Source organism: Marinitoga sp. 1197 (assembly GCF_001021165.1).
Lineage (GTDB): Bacteria > Thermotogota > Thermotogae > Petrotogales > Petrotogaceae > Marinitoga.
The window spans coordinates 1-21,512 of the sequence record NZ_AZAY01000014.1; the positions used below are offsets into that span (position 1 = coordinate 1).

Consider the following 21,512-nt stretch of genomic DNA (forward strand, 5'->3'; position numbering starts at 1 on the left):
AAAATGAGTTTTTCTTATTTTTTGTCTAATCTTCGGGGGTCAAGCCGCTTTTAAATCCTTAAATGTTAAATAAATTACAGGATATTTATTTAAATGTTTTTCTATTATCTCTTTTTCTTCATATATTTTTAAGTTTTCAAATAGATGTTTATTATCTTCATCATTTTTAAAAAAATACTCCAACATACTTATGTTCAACGTTTTTCCAAACCTTCTTGGTCTGGTTATTAGTATTACCCTGCCTCCTGTTATTATTTCTTTTATTAACATGCTTTTATCTATATAGTATGCATTATCTTCTATTACTGTTTTGAAATCACTGTCTCCTATTGGTAAGCGTTTCAATTTCATCATTTCACCTCCATACTTTGTAATTATTTATCCGATTCTTATATAAAGTATTAGTGTCTTTATTATATTTTTTCTTCAAAAACATTATACCATAAAAAAAGAAACGCTAATACACCCACTCAGGCTATCCCTAAAACACTTCTAAAAAAATAATATAATTAGAATATCTAAATATAATAGGAAGTTTATAAATTTAACATTTAATCTAATGTTACTTTTAAAAATTATCTATGCTTAAAAATGGCTACAAAAAAATTAAGGGATGCTTGCGCATCCCTTAATCTTTTTTGGTTTTTATTTCACCTTTTCCAACTCTTATATTTAATTTATCTTTGTCCAGATCTATTATCACCTTACTCTTTGGAGGAATCTTTCCTGCAATAATCATATTCGCTAATTCCATTTCGATTTCCCTTTCGATTACCCTTCTCAAAGGTCTTGCTCCAAATATTCTATCATAACCTTTTCTGGCAATATACTCTTTTGCATTTTCTGTTATCATTAATTCTAAATCCTTTTCTTTCAGTCTTTCTTCCAATCTTCTCATCATTATACCAACAATTTCTTTAACTTCATCAACAGATAAAGGTTTAAATACAACTATTTCATCTAATCTGTTTAAGAATTCTGGTCTAAAATATTTCTTTAATTCTTCTCTGACAATTTTTTCCATATCCTTTTCTTCGTTTAATCTTTCTTCTTCATTTACGAATCCTAACTTCCCTCTATTTTCTAATTTATTTAATATATTTTCTGAACCAATATTACTTGTCATAATAATAATGGTATTTCTAAAATCTACTGTGTTGCCTTTTCCATCTGTTAGCCTTCCGTCATCAAGTACTTGTAATAGAATATTGAAAACATCAGGATGAGCCTTTTCTATTTCATCAATGAGAATTACAGAATATGGTTTTCTTCTTACTGCTTCTGTTAATTGACCTCCCTGTTCATATCCTACATATCCTGGAGGTGAGCCTATTAATCTTGAAACAGCATGTTTTTCCATATATTCAGACATATCAATTCTAATTAATGCTTCCTCTGTATCAAATAACACTTCTGCTAAAGATTTGGCAAGTTCTGTTTTACCAACACCTGTTGGCCCAAGGAATAAGAAAGAACCTATAGGTCTTGTTGGGTCTTTTAATCCAGCTCTTGCTTTTCTTACATGCTGTGAAACTTTGATAATAGCTTCTTCTTGACCTACAACACGTTTGTGTAATTCTTTTTCAAGATTTAAAAGCTTTTCTCTTTCTTCTTCGAGCATCTTTTTTGCAGGAATACCTGTCCATTTTTCTATAACTTCTGCTATTCTATCCTCATCAACAATAACCTCTTCATCTTCTTTATCTTTTTCAGTTTCATATTGTTTTTTCAACTCATCTATCTGTTTTTCTAATTCGAATAAATCCTTCTTTTTTAATGCAGCCTTTTCGTACTCACCTTTAACAGTTAATTCATTAATTTCTTCTTCTAATTCTTTAACTTCGTATTCTAATTTTTTTATGTTAGATAACTTTGAACTTTTTTCTAATCTTGCTTTAGCAGATGCTTCATCTATCAAATCTATAGCTTTGTCTGGCAAGAACCTATCTGTTATATATCTATGAGATAATTTTACCGCTGCAACTACTGCGCTATCATCTATAACAACATTATGATGTTTTTCAAAAGTTTCTTTTAACCCTCTTAAAATTGCAATAGCATCTTCCTCATTTGGCTCATCTACCTGTACTGGTTGAAACCTTCTGGCTAATGCCTTATCTTTTTCTATATATTGCCTATATTCATCAAGCGTTGTAGCTCCTATAACACGTAATTCACCACGAGCTAAATCTGGTTTTAACATATTTGCTGCATCCATCGAATTACCTTCAGCTTTTCCCGCTCCAATTATTGTATGTAATTCATCTATAAAAAGGATAATTTTATCTCCCTGTTTTTTAACTTCATCTATAACATTTTTTAATCTTTCTTCAAATTCTCCTCTAAATTTTGCACCTGCTAATAATCTTCCCATATCAAGTTGTAATATTCTTTTTTCTATTAACGCATCAGGAACAGCTCCTTTTATAATTCTTTGCGCCAAACCTTCTACAATGGCTGTTTTACCAACACCCGGATCACCAACTAAAACAGGATTGTTTTTTGTTTTTCTGCTTAATATTTCTATAGTTCTTTGAATTTCAAGATCTCTACCAATTACAGGCATTAATTTTTTTTCTTCAGCCATTTTTGTCAAATCAATTGTAAATTGAGCTAAAACATCAGCTACATTCTCTTCCATTCCTTCTTTTGTGACTTTTATATTCTTGAGTTCTTCATATATTTCATTTGTTGTTAATCCATATTTTGAAAATAATTTTGCAGAATAAGATGTTCCTTCAAGCATAATAGCCAGTAATAAATGCAATGTTGTTATTAATTTGTGTTTTGTTTTTCTTGATTCGCTTTTGGCTATTTCAAATATTCTTTCCAATGTTGGAGAAATATATACTCTGTTATCTCTCATTCCCCCATATGAATATTGAACATTTTCCTCTAATTCATTTTCAATATTCTCCCGAATAGCTTCAACGTTTATAGTTTCAAATATTCTTTTTACATATTCATCATCGCTATCGAGTATAGAAAGAGTTATATGTTCTGGAGTTACTATGTTTGTGCCATAACCATTTGCAAGAGTTCTGGCGTTTTCTATTATTTCCAGTGCCTTTTCTGTGAAATTTTTTGGATTCATCATTTCATTCACCTCCATATATTTTTAAATTTTATTTTTAGCAATCTTAACATATATTTGCTAAAGACCTTTTAAAAAAATAATTTTCCGCAACCTCCGCTTTTTTAGACTTGAAATTTTTAAAAAAGTTCAAATACGAGATATTTTTAAGCAATCTTAACATATATTTGCTAAGATAATTTTACATCTTAAATGTTTCGTGTATATTAACAAAAATAAAAAACAGTGATAAATAATAACAATTAGAAATTGTAATGTTTTTTTAATTAGCATAATTAACATATTTTAAAAATCAACTCTTAACTGTTTTTTAAAATAATAATGTTTTAATTATTCTGGAGGTGGAAAAATGACAAAATTTGTAGATACCACTTTAAGGGACGGGCAACAATCTATTATTGCCACAAGAATGAGAACGGATGAATTTGAGCCAGTTTTAAATAAATTCGACGAAATCGGATTTCATTCAATGGAGGTATGGGGTGGAGCTACTTATGATTCCTGTATCAGATATTTAGACGAAGATCCATGGAATAGATTGAAAATCATTAGAGAAAAGTTAAAAAATACACGAATACAAATGCTTTTAAGGGGTCAGAATATTGTTGGGTATAGAAATTATGCCGATGATGTGGTGGAATTATTTATAAATAAAGTTGCAGATTACGGAATGGATATAATAAGGGTATTCGATGCATTAAATGATATAAGGAATTTGGAAAAAAGTATTGAAATTGCAAAAAAAAGAAAAATACATGTTCAGGGAGCTATTTCCTATACAATAAGTCCTGTTCATAATCTGGAATTTTATTTGAGTTTTGCTAAAGAATTGATAGACAAAGGCGTAGATTCAATTGTTATCAAAGACATGGCAGGTCTCTTAACTCCAAAAATGTCCTATCAATTGATTTCAGAATTAAAAAAGAAGTTTAATGTACCTATTGAATTGCATTCTCATAACACAGCCGGAATGGCATCGATTGCATATCAAGCAGCTATTGACGCTGGTGTTGATTTCATTGATACCGCTTTAAGTCCGTTTGCAAATGCGAGTTCTCAACCAGCGGTGGAGCCTTTTAATTTTGCTCTTGGAGAACCTTTGAATTCAGATTTATTATATGATTTAGCTCATCATTTCTGGAATGTTAGAGATAATCATGTTGAAAACGATATGAGAATGGTTTCCATAGATTCGAGAATATTAAAAGCACAAATCCCTGGAGGAATGTTCTCAAATCTCGTTTCGCAATTAAAATCACAAAAAATGATACATTTATTAGACGATGTTTTGAAGGAAGTGCCAAGAGTTAGAAAGGATCTTGGTTATCCACCTCTTGTAACCCCAACAAGTCAGATAGTTGGCGTTCAGGCTGTTTTAAACGTTATGTATAAAGAACGATATAAGTCCATAACAAAAGAAGTAAAAAATTATTTAAAAGGAATGTATGGAAAACCACCTGCCCCAGTTAATGAAGATTTATTAAAAAAAGCTTTAGGTAACGAAACACCTATTACCTGCCGACCTGCAGATTTATTGGAACCTGAAATTAATAAAGCTCGCGAAGAAATATGCGCATTGGCCGAGAATGATGAGGATTTATTAACCTATATTTTATTTGGCGAAGTTGGAAAAAACTATCTAAAGAAAAAATACGAGAAAGAAATTCAGGTTGATTTTGAACTCGTTGAAGAAAATGAAGAATTTTCAGAAGATGAAAGTGTATATCCTGTATAAAAAGAGGCTGCCATTAGCAGCCTCTTTTTATACATAAATTTATGTATTTATTTATTAAATATAGGAACAGGTATATTCAACCAATATAATGCTGTAAAGTCCGTAATTATAGAGAGTTTCCATAGAGATTTTTTACTGCTTAAATTATAACCATAACCACCAGAAATTCTAATTCCATCAAAGCCATATTTCCCATCTAATATTGAAAAATATTGATTCCATAATTTTTTTGATATATTTGTCCCTAAAATCATATTGCCTATTGTATCATAATATACATAAGGTTCAATTTTTAGAGTTTTTATATCAAATGCCGTCGATGTTTGTATATAATAATTATTATCTTTATATCCAAATAATATGTTATTTTCATAGTAATTCTGACTATTTATTGTATATGGGCTTTTTGTCAAACTAATTTGAATATCTTTTGATAAAAATTTAGAGTTTTCAAGTTGGAAAAAAATATTAATATTTAAATAATTTTTCTTTTTCAAATAAAATTCGAAATTTTTTGATATATTTATTTCAGAATATATATTATTATTTAGATATTTGAATTTTGCGAAGTTTTGAGTATAATAGTCAAGATAAACTCCTACAACAGGTATGATCTCATTAAAATCTGTTAATATTCCTCCACCTATTCCATAATTAATTCCTTCGCTAATAGCGGCATAAATAACCCCTACGTCATCATTTTCAATATACGGAAATAAGATTCCATATTTTAACTCCTCCTTGTACTTATTAACATTATTTATTTTAAAATTTTTATTATAATTATCCAGTTCTTTTTTTTGCGGTTTATAAATAAAAATTTTAGATTCTTTTGCTAAATCAGAATTTTTAATTCTGGATAAATGATATCCCTCTTCATTATAATATAAAAAATATAAATTTTCATTCAGAACAACCGGGTAAAAGACTCCATATATGTGGTTTGTTAATTTCGTCAATTTTTTTGTTTTTAAATTCAGCGAATAAATATTAAAAATATTGTCTTCATAATTTGCGGTATAATATAATTTGTTGTTTTTTATGAATATATTCATTTCTGTATATTTGTCGTTTGTAACTTGTATTAAATCATAATTATTTAAATCAATATAATAAATATCATTTTGATTGTTTATATTCCCGGAAAAATATATTTTATTATTTGAGTAATAAAAGTCATTTACTATATATTTTCCCCAGTCTAATACTTTTCGTATTTTTGAATCTCTTAAATCCCATATAAATATTGCGGTTAAACCATTATTTATTTTTGTATATACTATACGATTATTATCAATAAATTTAAATGTTTTAACTCTTTTATCAATTAAAGTATCTGATATAGGGCAGTCGCATTTTAAATATAATAAATTCATGTTTTCGATCTGAGTGATATATGTGATTTTCCCATCATCTGAAATATCAAAATTTCTTATATCAGGTAATATTAATTTATTTCCTTTATATACACCACTTCTTTTTCCTGGAGATTGCTTATAATAATATAAGTAATTGCCATCTGTTTTAAGGTTCGAAGTATAATGGTATGAATCATCTAAAGCTTTATAATCGCTATCATATCCTTTGTTTAATAGCTCTATATATTCGTTTTTATATTTTACTTTTATATATAATAAAAAGTCATTCCATTTTTCATCTGTAACTCTTTCAAACGATGTGCTTATCGTGCTGAAAAATAAATGTGAATTTATATCTTTTATTATTTCTCTTAATTTATCTTCACCATATTTTTCAGAAATTTCTTTTGTGAAAATAGCTCCATACATATAATTAAAACCCGCAGGACTCCAGATATCTTTTGATGCTCCACTTCCAAGACTATATCGCGGGTATTCCTTGGATAATATTTCGGCTTTTAAATACATGTTAAACAAATCATTTTGAAATCTTCCTTTAAAATATTTACTCTCCATATATATGGATAAACCTTCATGTAAATAGCTGGGTTCCCATGAAGATATTAATATTTTTTTTATTATATTATCTGGAATCCATGATATATATTTATTTGTCATATTTCCATAAAATATATGGTTTAATTCATGAGAAAATACAAAAGGAATCCAATTTTCAACATTTGTGCTCAATCCCATTTTTGCTTGAGGAGAATTTATATATAATCTGATAATATTAATTTGAGGAACGGCAAAAGCGTTTACAAAATCAACATCATCAAAAATAAAAACTGTAATACTACCGGGTTTTGTATCATAAAATCCCGAATAATCTTCATATAATTTATCGGAAACATTTTTTAATTCATCATAATATAGATATAAATCTTTTTCAAATACAAATTTAAAATATTTTGTTTCCTTTTCATAAGCTTTCTGAGAGAAGTTGTAAATCATTTCTCCATAAGATATTAAAGCTATTAGAAACATAAAAAATACTACTAAAAATTTTTTCACATTTACACCTCCAATAAAATATGCTATAATAAAAATATGCTAAATATATTTATCTAAAGGAGTCATACTATGAAAGCTGTTATTATTGATGGTTATGTTGATGAACCTGCAATTTTAGGTGTTCCACCCTATGTTTCCCCATATATAAGATATGCTGCTGGTGCATTGTATTATCATGGTATTGACGTTGATTATTATACCATAGATCAAGTTAGAAAAGGCACAATGTGGCAATCATTTAATAATTACGAATATTTAATAATCATTGCTGGTGTTACGGTACCTGGACATTATCTTGGCGGAACCCCAATTTCTTTAAGTGAAATAAATAGATTATTCTCTTTAAACAAAGAGCCATTAAGAGTATTAGGCGGACCAATTGTAAAAGGCTACACATTAACAGGCGGAAGAAGAGCAGTAAAAATAGCATCAGATAATATAGATTATATAGTAGAAGGAGACATTGAAAAATTCCTGTTTAAATATCCCATTTCTGATGACTTCAATTTAAAGGACAAATCTGACTATGATTTAATTTCAAAAATAGCACCTCTTGGTGCTGAAATATTAAAAAAACATCCAAGGTATCCAGATATTATAGTTGAAATGGATGTGTCCCGAGGATGCGAAAGAACCAATGGTTTTTGTTCTTTCTGTACAGAACCGTTAATAAATGGAAAATATAGAGAACGACCTTTAAAAGATCTATTGGATGAGGCAATATCTATTTCAAAGATAGGAGTTAAGAATTTTAGATTTGGAAGAGCTGCGGACTTTCTTGCTTATGGTTCGTTATTAAATAATGGAGAACCAAATATATATCTATTTGACGAATTATATAGTGAAATGTCAAAAATTGCGGATATTATTCATACTGATAATGCAAACCCTGCATATATTATAAAACATAAAAACAAGATTAAAAAAATACTGGAAATTATAGTTAAATATAACACTGCAGGAGATATTCTCTCTTTTGGTATAGAATCGTTTGATAAAGAGGTTATATTAAAAAATAAAATTGATATTATGCCTGATGAAGCTATAGAGGCTATAAGAATTGTAAATGAAATTGGAAAAGCACGAGATGAAAATGGAATCCCGAAATTATTGCCTGGTATAAACCTATTATTTGGATTGATAGGTGAAACGAAAAATACCTTTGAGATAAATAGGAAATATATGGAAAAAATTATGCAAGAAGATTTGTTAGTTAGAAGAATTAATATTCGCCAGGTAATGGCATTTCCAGGAACATTATTATATAATATTAAACCAAAACAACATAAAAAAGATTTTATAAAATTTAAAGAATATATGGAAAAGTATAATAATGAGATGCTTAAAAAAGTTTTTCCGGTTGGCAGTATATTAAAAAATTTAATAATAGAAGATATACAGGGAAAAGTTTCATTTGGAAGGCAACTGGGAACATATCCTATAAAAACAGGAGTAATAGGGAAATATGATATTTTCCAAAAATTGAATGGTGTTGTAATAGATCACGGTTCAAGATCAATTACGGCCTTAAAATTACCTTTTGATATTAATACAGCTACTATTGAAGAATTATCAGCAATTAATGGTATAGGAAAAAAAACAGCAGAAAATATTATTTTGATGAGACCAATAAAGAATTTAAATGATTTAAAAAATATGAGCAATAATATAAAACATATTTTAAACAAACTCAATTCCATTAACAGGGGGGGATTTTATGAGTAAGGTTAGGGTACTTGGTATTTTTATTCACGATCGAAAAAAAGAAGCAGGTGAAGTTCAAAGGCTTCTCACTGGGTTTGGTTGCATTATAAAAACAAGATTAGGCTTACATGATGCATTTGATGATGATTGCAGCGACAGAGGTTTGATACTTTTAGAATTATCAGGGAATGAAAGTTTATGGGGAGATTTAGAAGACAAATTGTCAAAAATTGAAGGTATAAAAGTTCAAAAAATGGATTTTGAATATTAAAAAAAGCAACCCTGACGGGTTGCTTTTTTTAATGCTTATTTGTCTTCTTCATTGATTTTTAATATTGCCAGAAAAGCATTTTGAGGTATTGTTACTCGTCCAATTTGTCTCATTCTCTTTTTTCCTTCTTTTTGTTTTTCGAGCAATTTCATTTTTCTTGTAATATCGCCACCATAACATTTAGCAAGTACATCTTTTCTGTAAGCCTTTATGGTTGATCTTGCGATTATCCTTCCATCGCCTTTTGCTTGAATTGGTATTTCAAATTGATGTTTTGGTATTAAATCTTTTAATTTTTCCACCATTTTTTTAGAAACCTCATACATTTTACTTTTATGCACAATAAAAGATAATGCTTCAACTGGTTCTCTATTTACTAAAATCGTTACTTTTATTAAATCAGATTTTCTATATCCAATTAATTCGTAATCCATAGATGCATAACCACGACTAATAGCTTTCATTCTATCAAAAAAGTCAAATATTATCTCACCAAGCGGAACTTCGAAGTGCATAACAACTCTATCTTTACCAGCATTAGATACAGAGATAAATTCCCCTCTTTTTTCATTCTGAACTACTCCCATTAATCCTCCCATATATTCTGTTGGAGTTATTATATCTAATTTCACATAAGGTTCATAAACTTCTTCTAACAAATCCTGATCCGGAAATTGTGTTGGGTCATGGATTTCCATTTCTTCACCATTTTTAGTTTTAACTTTATACACAACATTAGGAGCTGTTAATATTATAGCCAGCTCAAATTCCCTTTCTATTCTTTCTCTTACAACATCCATGTGTAAAAGTCCTAAAAAACCACATCTGAATCCAAAACCCAGTGCTGGTGAATGTTCTGGCACAAAAGTTAAAGCTGCATCATTTAACTTTAGTTTTTCAAGAGCTTTTCGTAATTCCTCATAGTAATCCGGTACTCCAGGATAAATTCCTGCATATACCATGGGCTTTACTTCTTTATACCCCGGAAGAGGTTCATCTACAGGGTCACTGGCACTTGTAACAGTATCTCCAACACGAGCTAATTCAACATCTTTAATACCAGCTATTATATACCCAACCTCACCAGCAGACAGAGAATCTGTTTTTTGCATTTCAGGGTGAAATATACCAACTTCAACAACTTCATATTTTTCTTTATTTGACATTGTCATTATTTTATCTCCTGGTTTTACGGTTCCGCTGAATATTCTTGTATAAATAATAACCCCTCTATATTTGTCATATTTTGCATCAAATATCAAAGCCTTTAATTTATCATTATGTGTTCCTTTGATTGTTGGTGCAGGAATCCTTTTTATAATTTCTTCTAATAGGTTTTCAACACCTTCTCCTGTTTTTCCTGAAATTTTCATTGCTTCTTCACCAGAAATTCCTATTAAATCCTCAATTTCTGCTAATGTTTCCTCAATATTGGCATTTGGTAAATCTATTTTATTTATTGCAGGAATTATTTCTAAATCATTCTCTATTGCAAGATACGTGTTAGCAACAGTTTGAGCCTCTACGCCTTGTGACGCATCAACAAGCAATACAGCTCCTTCACAAGCCGCAAGACTTCTTGAAACTTCATATGTAAAGTCAACATGACCAGGAGTGTCTATTATATTTATCTCATAAGTATTGCCATCTTTAGCATCATACATAATTTTAACAGGTTGGGATTTTATGGTTATACCTCGTTCCTGTTCAATATCCATCATATCAAGATATTGGTCATGCATCTTTCTTTTTTCAACGCTTTTTGTAAGTTCCAGTATTCTATCAACAAGAGTGGTTTTTCCGTGATCTATATGAGCAATTATGCTTATATTTCTAATCAGCTCCGGATTATACACAAAAACACCTCCAAACACTTTTTACTTATTATATCAAAATTTTCTTTAAAAAATATGACGAATGAATAGCTTTAAGCTTTTAATATATTAAAAATTTATATGTATTCACCAATTAAATTAACAGGTATATCAATAATCTCTTTTATTTTTTCATAATCATTTCTTTTCAAAGTAACAATTGCACATGTTGCAGGTCCTGCACTTTTATATACATCTAAAACAATATTTTTAGATAAAATAAAATTCAAATTTTCTGTTTTTGCTATTTCATTCGCTTCATACAATAATCCTTTTGAGCCAACTGGCAAAATTTCATGTATGAAATTAAGATTCCTCAACTTTAATAATTCAGAAATGGTTAAAATATCTTTACTCCCAACAACTTCTTCACCAACTTTTGGAATTCCAATTACTAAAGCTATATCTCCCGAAACTGTTAAAAAATTTATGTTTCTTTTTTTTATACCAATTACTGTTATTCCCATTCCTGTTTGAATTACAGGAAAGTTTTCTTCTGTACTGCCCGTGATTATTTTATCCATATCAAGTTTTAACGGTTTTACAGCTTTTTTTATACCTTCTAAAATTTTTTTTCCTGTATTATTCATTTCAACTGAAAGAGTGTTTACTATTGCAATAGGATATGCTCCATACGCAATAATTTCAGATAGCGCAACATGAGCTCCAAAATAACCAACTATTTCAGGCGGAACTTTAACTATATCCTTTTCTTTATTTCCAATTGCTCCAGAAGAATCACAGGCAATTACTATTTCTTTTTTCTTATCCAGTTCTATAATGCTCAAATCTCTAAACTTTTTAATTTTCATACACCCACCTTTTTCTTTACCTTTAACATATCTTTTTTAAAATTCCAAAATTGTTTTTATATTCTATTTCTATTAGACTGCCAAAATCACAACTAAAATTCCACATTTTATCGATGTCCAATCTAAGCAAATAAACAATAATAATTCGAATTACTCCACAATGTGAAACTATTAAATATGTTTTATTTTCATTCTTTTTTTTCTCAATAAAATTAACAACTCTATTATAAAATTCTATAAAACTTTCTCCACCTGGAAATATAAAATTCTTGTAATCTCGTATCCATTTAATATACTCATTTTCGTATTCTCTTTGTATAGTTTCTATGTTTTTACCTTCAAAATATCCAAAATTTATTTCTTTTAATTCTTCTCTTTTTTCAACCTTAATATTAAAAATTTTTGCTACTTCCAAAGCTGTATAATATGACCTTTTTAAAGGACTGGAATATATTTTATCAATTTTCTTATCCCTTATTTTCTCTTTTATAATTTCTATTTGTATCTTCCCTTTTTTTGTTAACGGAAAATCACTCCACCCACTATATATTTTCTTTACATTAGCTTCCGTTTCACCATGCCTTATCAATATTAAATTCAAGATAAAACACCTCTAAATATATATAATAAAAATAAAAATATACTTTGTGAAGATTCTATTATTAGTCCTATTGTATCACCAGTCATTCCACCAATTTTGCTTTTTATATATTTTGTTATTAATATAACCATCAAAAAACTCAAAATTATCGGTATTAATATATATTTATTAAATATTACAATTGATATTATTAAAATTAAAATCATCGAAAATAACGCTTCTTTTAATCCACAATTATCTATAAACACATTACCTATCCCCTGTTCTTTTCTCGCATATTCACTAAAAGAAGCTGCTAATATAGCAGAGATCCTACCAATTGCAGGCGTTAATATCAAAAATTTATAATCAAGATAATAACTCAACAAAAGAGCTGGGGCAAATACCATAAAAAGCCCTAACACACCAAATGTTCCTATTCTACTATCTCTCATAATTTCAAGAATTCGTTCTTTACTTCGGTTACTAAAAATCCCATCAAATGAATCTGCAACACCATCAATATGCAAACCACCTGTTATCCATATATAAAATATCCATATCATTAAAATTATTATTGACTTATCTAAATATGGTTCAAATATCGAAAATACATACATAAAAAAACCAATAAAGAGACCTAATAATGGTAAAAATAATATACCTTTTGCAAAATCTTTTTCATTAAATTCAAAATTATATTTTATAGGTATTCTTGTAAAAAAAGTTATTATTAAAATAATACTTTTCATAATCCACCCCACTACTTTAATTTTAAAGGTATTCCAGATATTGTTATATATACTTCATCAGAATTCTTAGCTAAATATTGATTTATTCTTCCTGCAATATCTCTGAATATATTTCCTAATTTATATGAAGGAACTATCCCCATTCCAACTTCATTTGTAACTATAATCATATTTTTTTCTTTTATTTTTATGATTTTAATCAACTTTTCTACTTCAACAAAAATCTCTTTTTCAATTTCATCTATTTTATTATAATCAATTTTATCAAAATCAATATTGTATTTCAAAAGTAAATTTGAAACCATTAACGTCATGCACTCAAAAATAATTGTGTCTGAAATTAAAAATTCTTCATTATTTAATAAATTATCAAAATTTTTAAACTGTTCTAGTGTTTTCCAGTCTTTTGGCCTAGCATTTTTATGTTTTTTTATTCTGTTCCTCATTCCATCATCAAATGGTATTGCTGTTGCTATATATAAAATATTATTTCCAAATTTCTTTGCTATTTTTTGCGCAAATGTGCTTTTTCCACTCCTTGCACCACCTGTAACCATAATAATTTTAGCCATATTACACCTCCTATAATTTCCATTCACCATAGGAAATCTTCCTGTTAAATAATACGTATTCATTTTACCATAAATAGTACATAGTTTATTTATTTTAATTTTTGATTGTCTATAATGTATTAAAATTTTTAGAATTTAAAAGTTTAAGAAAGCCTTTTAATTCTCACATCAGAATTTACGAATTTATAATGAAAAATAATGGATTTTTGACAATTGAAAATATAGTACATATATGATACAATATCATTGAAAAGTAAATACCTCCGGAATTAAAGGTGAGAAATCTTAATAGGGAAGGCGGTGAAAATCCGTCACGGCCCCGCCACCGTAACTGGGGACGAAACCAGCAAAAGCCACTGGTATAAACCGGGAAGGCGCTGGAAGTAGGAAGATCCAGAAGTCGGGAGACCTGCCTTTAATTCCAGAGCAATCCCATTTGCGAGGGCAATTGGGATAGAATTTTTATTTTTATAGGAGGTGGCAGTATGAAAGTTCAGGAGTTTTTAGGAAAAAATTTTCTAAAGGAGTATGGGATTAAAGTACCAGCGTCATATCTGATAAGACCAGAAAACGATATTAGAGTTCAATTCTTACCAGCAGTATTAAAATCGCAAGTATTAGTTGGAGGTCGTATGAAGGCTGGTGGTGTATTATTTGCCAAAGATGAAAATGAATTTTTGTCTAAAACAAAAGTTCTACTAAAGAAAGAAATTAAAGGTGAAAAACCGTATGGTGTTCTCATCGAAGAAATGATACCTTTTGAAAAAGAATATTATATTTCTCTTGTATTAGATAGAGAAAAAAAAGATATTATTATATTATATTCTGAAAATGGCGGTATTGATATTGAAGAAAATAAAGATAGCATAAAAAAATTAAATTTTGAAAATTACGAAGAGTTTTTACCAGAAAAAATACAAAAAATTATACCAAATCTAAGAAAATTATTTAGAGAAAAAGATTTAACTTTATTAGAAATCAATCCATTAGTTGAAGATAGTAAAGGAGAAATATATGCTCTTGATAGTGTAATGCATCTTGATGATAACGCAATATTCAGACAGGAATGGGCAAAGGATTTTATCAAAGAGGAATATCCTTTTCATTTTGTCAAATTAAATGGAGATATAGGCATAATTGGTTGTGGTGCAGGAATAGTTATGGCTACAATGGATGCTGTAAAATTAGCTGGTGGAGAACCAGCAGATTTTCTGGATCTTGGCGGAGGAGCAGAAAAAGAGATTACATTACAGGCTTTAAATTTATTAAGGGATAATGGAATAAAAAGAATTATATTAAATATTTTTGGCGGTATAACAAAGTGCGATGAAATTGCAAATGGTTTAGTAGAATTTAAAAAACAAAATCCAGAAATTAATTTGTTTATACGATTAACTGGAACAAATGAGGAAAATGCAAAAAAAATACTGAAAGAAAATGAATTAAGCTATTATGAAGACATGTATTCTATGATTTTAGATGCAGTAAGGATGGTGAGAATTCATGATTAATGGAAAAGAAAAAATATGTGTCCAGGGAATAACAGGAAAATATGGCAGATTACATACAGAAAAAATGTTAAATTATGGAGCTAATATTGTTTGTGGAGTGTCAAAAAATAATATAATAAAAAAATTGCATGGAGTGGAAGTTTTAAACAATATGTATGATGCAGTGAATAAATATCGTGTAGATACTTCTGTAGTATTTGTTCCTGCACCATATGCGAAAAATGCAATTTTTGAAGCAATAAATGCTGGTATAAAGAAGATTATTATTATAACAGAACATATCCCCCAACAGGATATGCTTGATGTATATCATATTGCTAAAGACAATAATATTAGAATAATAGGGCCTAATTGTCCTGGTGTAATATTACCTGGAATTTCAAAAATCGGAATAATGCCAGAGAAAGCGTTTAAACCCGGAGATATTGCAGTGATATCAAGAAGTGGAACTTTAATGTATGAAATTTCAAATTATCTTTCTAAATATTCAACAGGTATTAAAATTGGTATAGGTTTAGGTGGAGATCCAATAATAGGCACATCAGTAGCTGAAACAATGGAATATATTATAAATAAAAATATCAAAAAAGTTGTAGTAATTGGTGAAATTGGAGGAAATGATGAAGTAAATGGTGTTGAATATGCATTAAAAAAGGGTTATAATGGTGATATAAAAGTATTTTTTGCAGGCAGAACAGCACCAAAAGGAAAAAGAATGGGACACGCTGGTGCTATTTTGGATGATTATGAAGGTAGTATTGAATATAAAGAAAAAAAATTAAAAGAATTAGGGGTAAAAGTAATTAAAAATATACCAGAATTAGTATGAGGAGGGTGTATGAATACATATATATTACTGTTTTTAACTATATTATCTGGAATTTTCATTGGGAAAATAAAAATAAAGAACTTTAAATTGGGTAGTTCTGGAACCTTGTTTAGTGGATTATTAATTGGCTGGTATACTACCAGCCAGTTTTCTAATAATCCAGAAATAATAAACAGCATGAACAAGGATTTTAAACAATTTTTCCTTTTTTCTTTAATTTTATTTATATCATCTGTTGGGCTAATTGCATCTAAAGATTTAAAACATATAATAAAAAAATATGGCTTTAAATTTATTATTATGGCATTTGTTATAACTTTATCTGGATTCTTAACAACACTTATTTTATCTTCAAATAACAAATACACATTTATAGGACTATTTTCTGGTGCATTAACAAGTTCTCCTGGTTTGGCAACAGCGTTAGAAACAGCACCTAATTTTGAAAAAGATATAATATCCGGATATTCTTTTGGATATATTCCCGGAGTGCTGGCTGTAATATTTTCTATGTATTTATTACCTTATATATTAAAAATAAATATCAACGATGAAAAGAAAAAATTACTTGGAGAAATCAATATAAAAAAAGAAGATGCAAAAAATTTTGATTTTTTAAGTTACTCACTGGTAATAATTATTGGGATATTATTTGGAAATATTAATTTTAATTTCGGAGTAATTTCTTTTAAATTAGGTATGACAGGAGGAATTTTGTTGTCATCTCTTATATTAGGAACAATAGGGAAAATATGGATATTTAACTTTAAAATGAATAAAATGATTTTGAAAAATTTACAGGAATTTGGTTTATTAATGTTTCTTTCTTCTGTAGGATTAAGGTCTGGTTATAAAACCTTAAGCAATTTAAATATTGAAACGTTATATTTAATGTTATTTTCCTTTATTATAGCTTCAATTGCTATAATTGTAGGAGTAATAGTTGGAAAATATATATTGAAAATTAATTGGATAATATTATCAGGAGCAATATGCGGTGGAATGACTAGTACTCCAGGGCTTGGTGCAGCAATAGATGCCAATGATTCTGAAGAAGTTGCAGTGGGCTATGGCGCTACATACCCCTTTGCTCTTATTGGTATGGTCATTTTTAATAAAATATTGATAATAATAAAGTGAGGATACTCCTCACTTTATTATTATGTTTTTATAACAAAAGTCTTTTCTCTTTTAATTTTCCTAAATCATTTTACTTCCTCAATATACTTTGCTTCTTTTCCAACAAAAACAATTATATACTTTTTCATCGTTTCATTTTTTGTATTTAATTCATACGATTTCTTGTATTTTTCTATTTGTTCTTTTGCCTGTTTTATTTTCATTTTTAATTTTTCTTCTGTGTATTCTTTTTGTTTTATGTATTTTACTTCTATTATCGCTTCATATGGTACTTCTTCGTATCTTTTGAACATTGCTATGTCTATATATCCATTTTCTACTGGATATTCCATTTTTACCATTGCATATGGCGTTAATACTAAATAACTATACATTATTGCTTTTATGTATTTTTCATCTAATCCTATGAATATTCTGTTGTCCATTTTGCTTAGTAGGTTTTCTATTTCTTTGGCAAATGGCACTATTTTTCCATCTTCTAATATTGTTATTATTGCATTTTCTATTTCATCTGTGTCTATATATTCTGTTAGCCTTTCTTCTATGTATTCTGTGAAGTATTCTGAGAATATTTTTTTCATTGAGTAATTTGGTATTTTTAAATATGTCCTTAATCCTTTTTTTTCAAATGTCATGAATCCAAGATAGAATAATAATGATTTTATATCTTTTATTTCTATCCTTTTTCCTGGGTTGAACATTGTTGTGAGTTCTGGTAATGTTGTTCTTTCTGTTAATAGTATTTCATTTAGTAATTTCCCTATTATTTTTTTTGGACTTTCTTTTGCTTCTTGTTTTTCTTTTTCTGTTAGTTCCTTTTTGTTGTCTTTGTCTATTTTTACTCCAAGCAATTCACCAAGACTAAATAAATTCTGTACTTTTTTGTAATCACTCATTATGTTATCATCTATTATTTTTTCTGGTGGTTTTTTTTCTGAAAAATATTCTGTTATAAAATAAAATACCATGTCTGGATTATATACTTTTTCTTTTGCGTTTATGTTGAATATATATCCATTATAATTTTCCTGCATTTCTTTTAATAATTTTTCTGAATATATACCATAATATTCCAATAATTCTTTTACTTCTTCTTCTTTGAATCCAAGCATCTCGTTGAATTTTATATCTATTGTTTTATTTTTAGTTATATTAAATCCACTGGTTAATGAGTCCAGCATTATTGGACTTACACCTGTCATGAATAGTCTTTCTATTATTGTTTCTGTTCCTTTTTTTATTTCTTCATAGAATTTTCTTACAAATCCATGTTTTGTTACGCTATCTTTGAATAAATCAAGGTTAAAACTCAATAGTTCATTTGCAAAATGATCATATTCGTCTATTAATAAGTATATTGGTTTTCTTATTTCATTCTTTATTCCGTCAAGAAATGAGCCAAGAATATCTGCTGGTTCTGTATATTCTTTTTCTATTTTTATTTTTAATTTATAATCATTTTTAAAATTATAAAGAGAACGTATAACTTTATTTTTAAAACTATTTATTAATTTTTCTTTATTTTCTGTTTGTATCCCAGAAAAATTCATTTTTAATATATAATAACTGTTTTTTAATGGTGTTGGATTTTTTCCTATGTATAATTTTCCAAATAATTTTTCAAATTTCTCTGCATAATTGATATCATAATACTTTGCAAGTGTATCTAAGAACAATGTTTTTCCAAATTTTCTTGGCCTTAAAAACACTATATTTTTTTCATTTAATGATTCTAATTTTTCTATATATTCTGTTCTATCTATGTAATAATAATTTTGCATTATTACTCTTTCAAAATTTTGTTCCCCATATGGTATTTTTTTCTTCATAAACACACCTCTTCTAATAAATAATGACAAAATCAAAAATGCTTTTTTATTTTACCTAATTCTTATATATCAAGCAGAAAGCCGCTATTTTTTATTTCTTGTTTTATATATTTAAAATTTCAGATAACAATTCATTTTTTCTTTCATTTCGCTTTTATTTTAACATTTTTATCATATATTTGTCAATCAGTTTTAGAAAGATATGTGATTTCCCTACGAAAAGAGTGGATAATCAAGATTAATGAATCTGTTTTTACAGTATAAAATATTTATATTTTATCATATATTTCCTCACTTATTTTGGAAGAGAACTTAAAATATTGATAATAATAAAATAATTTGTGGTAGTTGCAATTTATTATTGTATAAATTGTTATATAATAAAAAAGAGAGGCCATTAGACCTCTCTTTTTTATTTTTAGAAAATAGTCCATGGTATAGAACCAGCTGGAACGTTTTTTACAAATCTTGCATCTTCAATAAATCCTTTTGACTCATTTTCTGGAATTATACCAATAACAGGAACTGGGTTTCCATTTATTGTTGCAATTCCTGAGAAAGTTATTTCAGAAGCTGACTTTGTAACATCTCTGTATATTATTAATTTAAATTGTCCACTTAAATTTGATAAATCAGCTGAAAATTCTGTGGCTTCTTCCGAAATAGAAAATTCTGTAGCTTCTTCTGTGGTATCAACATCTGTTACTAACAAAGTTGATCCTCCAGTTATTGTGGAATCTAATGTAATATCTAATTTAAATGTTGAATCTAATACTAAATAAATTATGGTACTTTCATCGCTTAATGTAATGTTTTTTGTTAATACAGTTGCTTCTTCTGCTCTATAATTTAGTGAATCAAATTGCATATAATCAGGTCCACTTAAAACTAAAGTGTAATCTCCAGGATCTACAGAATAGAATGTGCCATATCCATCATCTGTTGTAACATAATAATTTGCTCCTTCTCCTGATTTTCTTATAAGAGAAATAAATACATTTGATAATGGTGCTCCAGCATTAGACATAACATAAAAATCATAACTTGCTCCACTTTGAGGAGGCAAAGGCGCACTTACAGCAGAACCCGCATTAATTCTCCCATAACCTGCAGCATGATCCCAACCTGCTATATCTATATCATCTGCAGTATTTTCTATCATTTTCTTTATTTGATATGGCGTTGCATTTGGATGTAATTGTTTTAACAATGCTGCTAAAGCGGAAACATGTGGTGTTGCCATTGATGTTCCAGCCCAATAATCATATGGTTCTGAATAAACACCATAAATTTGAGCTGAATGCCTTGGGATAGTAGATAAGACCTTTTCCCCAGGCGCAGCTACAGAGATAGTATCACTTCTATTTGAAAAATCAGTAACTTCATCTCTTGCATTTGAAGCAGCTACTGCTATAACTCCAGGGTATGAAGAAGGATAATGCCAGTGTTGGTCAGTATGATCATTTCCTGCTGCTGCAACAAATACTGCTTTATGATATAATGCGTAATCAATAGCAAGTTTTAGAGTTTTTGAATATCCACCACCGCCCCAGCTATTTGACAATACTTGAGCGCCATTGACAACAGCCCATATTATACCTCTTGCAACATACGCATCACCAATATAGTCTGGCTGGAATATTGGTATTGACATTATTTTTGCGCCGTATGCAAGTCCAACTACTCCATTTCCATTTTTTTTAGCAGCAATAGTTCCTGCAACATGTGTTCCATGATCATCTCCATCATCACCAGGGCCACCAATTACTGCATCATAATCTTCATCAGGCATTATTAAATTTCCACTAACTGGATCAAATCCTGCTACAAATTGACCGGCTAAATCTGGATGTTGCGCATCAATTGGTGTATCAATAACTGCAACAATTACATTTGTTCCTGTAGCCACTTTCCATGCATCAATAGCGTTAATTTTATTCATTCCCCACAAGCTATCTTCTGAAACTCCATCTAAGCTTTTGGTTATAGTATCATCGACAATAACAGGTTTAGGGTCTATTAAATCTCTTTTAAAACTTGGCTCAACATATTTAATTCCATCAAGTTTTAATGATTTTAATCTAGCATAAGCATCTTTTACTGTTCCGTTAAATTTTATTCCAACAACCTTAATTTCTGGAATTTCAATATAAACTTCACCATTTAAAGCTTTTTTTATTTCTTCAATTGAATCTTTATTTTCGTATCCTACAAGTATTCTCCCTTCAAATACTTCTGCATTATTGAATTCGCTAAACACAACATTGTTATCTTTATCATTTTCATTCGGATTCAACAAAGTGGTCTGACAACTAGCAAAAATGAACAATATTGATAAAAGACCTATTAAAATATATTTTAAATTTTTCATATTCAC

16 protein-coding genes and 1 riboswitch are annotated in these 21,512 nt (G+C 28.5%); of the genes, 6 read left to right on the forward strand and 10 right to left on the reverse strand.

Annotation, left to right across the window (positions count from 1 at the left end):
* Positions 1-39: 39 nt before the first annotated feature.
* The gene (locus X275_RS04115; protein WP_047267673.1) at positions 40-351 is read right to left on the reverse strand and encodes an AAA family ATPase; all 312 of its coding nucleotides are present in this window, start codon (positions 349-351) and stop codon (positions 40-42) included.
* Between the two features lie 277 nt (positions 352-628).
* A complete protein-coding gene (locus tag X275_RS04120) occupies positions 629-3,097 on the reverse strand; it encodes an ATP-dependent Clp protease ATP-binding subunit (RefSeq protein WP_047267674.1) in 2,469 nt (822 codons plus the stop codon).
* Between the two features lie 346 nt (positions 3,098-3,443).
* Here X275_RS04120 and X275_RS04125 point away from each other — a divergent pair, with 346 nt between their 5' ends.
* Positions 3,444-4,829 (forward strand): pyruvate carboxylase subunit B, encoded by a 1,386-nt coding sequence (locus X275_RS04125; protein WP_047267675.1) that lies wholly within the window; start codon positions 3,444-3,446, stop codon positions 4,827-4,829.
* A 47-nt stretch (positions 4,830-4,876) separates the two neighbouring features.
* On the opposite strand, the gene X275_RS04130 is transcribed toward X275_RS04125, so the two are convergent.
* Positions 4,877-7,261: a hypothetical protein gene (locus X275_RS04130; protein WP_047267676.1), complete on the reverse strand. Its 2,385-nt coding sequence runs from the start codon at positions 7,259-7,261 to the stop codon at positions 4,877-4,879.
* Between the two features lie 69 nt (positions 7,262-7,330).
* On the opposite strand from X275_RS04130, the gene X275_RS04135 reads away from it, so the two are divergent.
* Positions 7,331-8,986: a radical SAM protein gene (locus X275_RS04135; protein ID WP_047267677.1), complete on the forward strand. Its 1,656-nt coding sequence runs from the start codon at positions 7,331-7,333 to the stop codon at positions 8,984-8,986.
* Entirely contained in the window at positions 8,979-9,236 is a 258-nt protein-coding gene (locus tag X275_RS04140; RefSeq protein ID WP_047267678.1) for a hypothetical protein, read from the forward strand. Before X275_RS04135 ends, X275_RS04140 begins: the two co-directional genes overlap by 8 nt.
* A 35-nt stretch (positions 9,237-9,271) precedes the next feature.
* Here the strand turns inward: X275_RS04140 and lepA are convergent, their stop codons facing one another.
* From lepA to cobU, 5 genes are all read right to left on the reverse strand, one after another.
* Entirely contained in the window at positions 9,272-11,092 is a 1,821-nt protein-coding gene (gene lepA, locus X275_RS04145) for a translation elongation factor 4 (RefSeq protein WP_047267679.1), read from the reverse strand.
* A 95-nt stretch (positions 11,093-11,187) separates the two neighbouring features.
* Positions 11,188-11,922: an AIR synthase related protein gene (locus X275_RS04150; RefSeq protein ID WP_047267680.1), complete on the reverse strand. Its 735-nt coding sequence runs from the start codon at positions 11,920-11,922 to the stop codon at positions 11,188-11,190.
* A gap of 22 nt (positions 11,923-11,944) precedes the next feature.
* Positions 11,945-12,523 (reverse strand): alpha-ribazole phosphatase, encoded by a 579-nt coding sequence (gene cobC / locus X275_RS04155; RefSeq protein ID WP_047266315.1) that lies wholly within the window; start codon positions 12,521-12,523, stop codon positions 11,945-11,947.
* On the reverse strand, positions 12,520-13,254 hold the full coding sequence (gene cobS, locus X275_RS04160; RefSeq protein WP_047266314.1) for an adenosylcobinamide-GDP ribazoletransferase: 735 nt from the start codon (positions 13,252-13,254) through the stop codon (positions 12,520-12,522). The genes cobC and cobS overlap by 4 nt, the downstream gene beginning before the upstream one ends.
* 11 nt (positions 13,255-13,265) lie before the next feature.
* Entirely contained in the window at positions 13,266-13,826 is a 561-nt protein-coding gene (gene cobU / locus X275_RS04165; protein ID WP_047267681.1) for a bifunctional adenosylcobinamide kinase/adenosylcobinamide-phosphate guanylyltransferase, read from the reverse strand.
* 256 nt (positions 13,827-14,082) lie between these two features.
* Positions 14,083-14,257, forward strand: a riboswitch (cobalamin riboswitch).
* A gap of 54 nt (positions 14,258-14,311) precedes the next feature.
* Between cobU and X275_RS04170 the strand changes: the two genes are divergently transcribed.
* From X275_RS04170 to X275_RS04180, 3 genes are read left to right on the forward strand one after another with little or no spacing between them, the layout of a single operon-like run.
* On the forward strand, positions 14,312-15,337 hold the full coding sequence (locus X275_RS04170) for an ATP-grasp domain-containing protein (protein WP_047267682.1): 1,026 nt from the start codon (positions 14,312-14,314) through the stop codon (positions 15,335-15,337).
* Positions 15,330-16,166 carry a succinate--CoA ligase subunit alpha gene (locus X275_RS04175; protein WP_047267683.1) on the forward strand — a complete coding sequence of 279 codons (837 nt, stop codon included), beginning with the start codon at positions 15,330-15,332 and terminating at the stop codon, positions 16,164-16,166. Before X275_RS04170 ends, X275_RS04175 begins: the two co-directional genes overlap by 8 nt.
* A 9-nt stretch (positions 16,167-16,175) precedes the next feature.
* Entirely contained in the window at positions 16,176-17,306 is a 1,131-nt protein-coding gene (locus tag X275_RS04180; RefSeq protein WP_047267684.1) for a membrane protein, read from the forward strand.
* A 65-nt stretch (positions 17,307-17,371) separates the two neighbouring features.
* Here the strand turns inward: X275_RS04180 and X275_RS04185 are convergent, their stop codons facing one another.
* The gene (locus tag X275_RS04185; protein ID WP_047267685.1) at positions 17,372-19,135 is read right to left on the reverse strand and encodes an AAA family ATPase; all 1,764 of its coding nucleotides are present in this window, start codon (positions 19,133-19,135) and stop codon (positions 17,372-17,374) included.
* Positions 19,136-19,553: 418 nt separating this feature from the next.
* A complete protein-coding gene (locus X275_RS04190; protein WP_052913609.1) occupies positions 19,554-21,506 on the reverse strand; it encodes a S8 family serine peptidase in 1,953 nt (650 codons plus the stop codon).
* Positions 21,507-21,512: the final 6 nt, after the last annotated feature.

Coding starts and splice junctions, on each gene's coding strand:
- X275_RS04125 (WP_047267675.1), top strand. CDS start 3,444: ATGACAAAATTTGTAGATACCACTTTAAGGGACGGGCAACAATCTATT.
- X275_RS04180 (WP_047267684.1), top strand. CDS start 16,176: ATGAATACATATATATTACTGTTTTTAACTATATTATCTGGAATTTTC.
- X275_RS04175 (WP_047267683.1), top strand. CDS start 15,330: ATGATTAATGGAAAAGAAAAAATATGTGTCCAGGGAATAACAGGAAAA.
- X275_RS04115 (WP_047267673.1), bottom strand. CDS start 351: ATGAAATTGAAACGCTTACCAATAGGAGACAGTGATTTCAAAACAGTA.
- cobS (WP_047266314.1), bottom strand. CDS start 13,254: ATGAAAAGTATTATTTTAATAATAACTTTTTTTACAAGAATACCTATA.
- X275_RS04190 (WP_052913609.1), bottom strand. CDS start 21,506: ATGAAAAATTTAAAATATATTTTAATAGGTCTTTTATCAATATTGTTC.
- X275_RS04170 (WP_047267682.1), top strand. CDS start 14,312: ATGAAAGTTCAGGAGTTTTTAGGAAAAAATTTTCTAAAGGAGTATGGG.
- X275_RS04135 (WP_047267677.1), top strand. CDS start 7,331: ATGAAAGCTGTTATTATTGATGGTTATGTTGATGAACCTGCAATTTTA.
- X275_RS04120 (WP_047267674.1), bottom strand. CDS start 3,097: ATGATGAATCCAAAAAATTTCACAGAAAAGGCACTGGAAATAATAGAA.
- X275_RS04185 (WP_047267685.1), bottom strand. CDS start 19,135: ATGAAGAAAAAAATACCATATGGGGAACAAAATTTTGAAAGAGTAATA.
- cobU (WP_047267681.1), bottom strand. CDS start 13,826: ATGGCTAAAATTATTATGGTTACAGGTGGTGCAAGGAGTGGAAAAAGC.
- X275_RS04140 (WP_047267678.1), top strand. CDS start 8,979: ATGAGTAAGGTTAGGGTACTTGGTATTTTTATTCACGATCGAAAAAAA.
- X275_RS04150 (WP_047267680.1), bottom strand. CDS start 11,922: ATGAAAATTAAAAAGTTTAGAGATTTGAGCATTATAGAACTGGATAAG.